General features: G+C 43.3%; 2 protein-coding genes. Both read right to left on the bottom strand.

Features of this window, described 5'->3' with window-relative positions; all coding sequences use genetic code 11:
* Window positions 1-801, bottom strand: an 801-nt coding sequence (locus HZC45_09485) for a c-type cytochrome (protein MBI5683369.1), incomplete at its 3' end; no start/stop codon positions are given.
* A 552-nt stretch (window positions 802-1,353) separates the two neighbouring features.
* Entirely contained in the window at window positions 1,354-2,727 is a 1,374-nt protein-coding gene (locus HZC45_09480; protein MBI5683368.1) for a hypothetical protein, read from the bottom strand.
* Window positions 2,728-2,757 lie beyond the last annotated feature (30 nt).

Here is a 2,757-nt window from a genome sequence, read left to right as displayed (position 1 = left end):
TCCTGAAAACTTCTTGCCCTGCTCATTAAACATCTCTTTGCCGTCTTTCTTTATGACTGTGTATGTCTCATATCCGGGTGTAAATGATGCTGCTGGCTGGAGTATGGATTCCTGTATGTGTTTTGCGCCTTTTAATCCAATCTTGCTTAAATCAGGTCCAAATGGACTTCCTGTTCCATCAAGTGTATGGCAGTCTGCACAGCCTCCACCCTTGAAGATTTCTTCCCCATGTGCAGGGTCTCCGCCTCCTGCTGCTGATGCTGCTGCTATCCTGTCAAAAAACTTCTTTGATATTTCACCTGGATTATTTACTGCATCTATATTTACCTCGCCGCCCTGTGTTTGCAGATATGTTATTACTGCCTTGATTTCATTTAGTGTAAGTGATATTGGAGGCGCATATACTACTGCCATCTCGTTTTTAAATCCTTCAACCAGGTATGCTGATGGATTTGCCAGACTTTCTATTAGATAGTCATTTGCTGTGTATGGCTGCCCTGTTTTCTTTTCCCGCTCCTTTGCCCGCTCTGCTGCCCTTGCGCCTATTGGCAAGGGGAATTTATCACCCCATTGCCCAAGATTAGGACACCTGACTGCGCTCCCCCTGTCTCCTATGCTGTGGCATGTGTAGCATCTCCCCTTGCCCCAAAATATGCTTTCCCCTCCCTCAGGTGTAATCTCTACAGCGCCGCCTGCCTTCTTCTCGCCGCCTGTCATCTTTGTTATGGCGCTGCCTACCCATAAAAAACTGCCAAGAACTATGAGTAAGAAGATAAAGACCTTTATGACTACCTTGCCCATGCGTAAACCTCCAATAAATACAGGCTATGGGCTATGGGCTATAGGCTATGGGTTTTGGTTTTTCCTATTGCCTATTGCCCCTTGCCTATTGCCTGTCCTTTTTCGCTATCCCCCCCAGCCAGAACATTTTATCTGTTGACACCTATTACCTTTAAGATTATATTAGCAACATGCTGTATGAACGTAGACGAAATCTCTCAAGGGCTATATATGAAATTGGTAAATTTGTGTTTTCTGGTATCGTAATCGGCTTTGTTCTCAAATACCAGGAATTAGAGGCTAAAGACCTCATTCTTATTGCCATTAGTGGTTCGCTTCTAACTATGATTCTCTTCACCATAGCCTATTTTATTGATAAGGAGGATTAACATGGATAAATCTATAGCAATCATAATTCTTTTTGGTCTCCCTGCTCTTGTATCAATCCTTGTTGGTATCTATTTCTGGAGAAAAGACCATCCAAAACAGAAACATGCTTGATTAAATACAGGCTATGGGCTATGGGCTATAGGCTATGGGTTTTGGTTTTTCCTATTGCCTATTGCCCCTTGCCTATTGCCTGTCCTTTTTCGCTATCCCCCCCAGCCAGAACATAAATGCAACTCCTATCAGGAATACAAATACTGCAAGTCCTACCATCTGGGTCATGGTTGCATTGCTTGGTGTGTATGCCCATTGGGATGTATCTCTCATTACCCCGAATATGTGCCAGTCGCTTCTAAGTCCGCTCCTGATAAATCCCATGAGTCCCATATTAATGGTGATTATTATGGATAGAAGGAGCAAGGCATACTGACTCCTTGTTGTCATCTTGCCCCATTTGAGTTCTCCGATTACCTTTGCGCCCTTAAATAAAAAGAGGTCTATTGCTGTAACAAGGGTTATGCACGAGATTAACTGCAAGAACTGGCTGACTGCTATGTTTCTTAAAAACGGACTCGCCTTTTCCATTACAATAAAGCCGTATACCCCTAAAAATATGGTTACATTGAATGCTGTTACTCCCATATACAAACCTTGTGCAAGAATGCCTCTGTCTTTTAAGGCAAGGATAACCGCTGCTATGGCTGCAATACATTCAAATATTAAAAGAAATCCAACTGTCCTGAAATATACTGCACGGTCAGGAGGCAAATCTAATGCCTTTGGGTCAAGTCCTAACAGATAGACTGCATACTGTCCTACTATGAGCAGGGATACAAGTCCTGCTATGGATATGACTATCTTTGGCAGAGTGCCTTGTTTTGATATGGCAACCCTGTCTCCTTTGTTGCCTCTCCTGTAGAGAAGGAAACTAAAGAATGTGGAAAGTATTATGAGGTTTACTACTGCGTTTTTTGCAGGCATGAGTCCAAAGAATTTAAGTGTCGGATGATACTGACTTCCTCCCATGTCTGATACCTCTTTGCCTGAAAGAGGCAGATTATGAGGGGTGAGCCATATTGCAAAGGATATGACTATTGCAAACAGGATGAATTTTATATATTTGTAATACCTCTCTGAGCCGGGTATCCTTGTCATCCCGCTCCAGAGGTAATAATTGCTTATTAAGAATAATGAGCCTACGAGCATTGCCTGTATGATGAATGTCCATGAAAAGTCTCCGCCCATCATGTTATTGCCCATTACTGCTGATGTTGAATAAACCTCTCTTCCCAGATAGTAGCCTGCAAATGGAAGGGGGATAAGCCCTGCAATTGCCACAAAGTTTGCTATGTATCCCATCCAGTCGTAATGCGCCTTGTCTTCGTCTGTTTTACTGCCTATGAATCGGACTGCTGCATATGCGCCTGCTATAAGTCCTCCAAATGCAAGGTTGCCGAGCATACGGTGCATTGCTATCGGTGTTGCAAGTATGTTTTCAAATACCTGCCATGTAGTGCCGATTAAATCCCCTTTTTCATTTACACCGGCAGGAGACATCATAAACCCTGCCATGCTGTTTGCGAGCTGCAT

The sequence above is a fragment of the Deltaproteobacteria bacterium genome (genome assembly GCA_016223005.1).
In the GTDB taxonomy this organism is placed as follows: domain Bacteria; phylum Desulfobacterota; class GWC2-55-46; order UBA9637; family GWC2-42-11; genus JACRPW01.
The sequence above is the reverse complement of the archived record's forward strand: the minus strand, read 5'-3'. Positions and strand labels throughout refer to the sequence as shown.

What these genes read in the sequence shown, in the direction of transcription:
- HZC45_09480 (MBI5683368.1), bottom strand. Translation starts at nt 2,727, where the DNA reads ATGATGTCTCCTGCCGGTGTAAATGAAAAAGGGGATTTAATCGGCACT.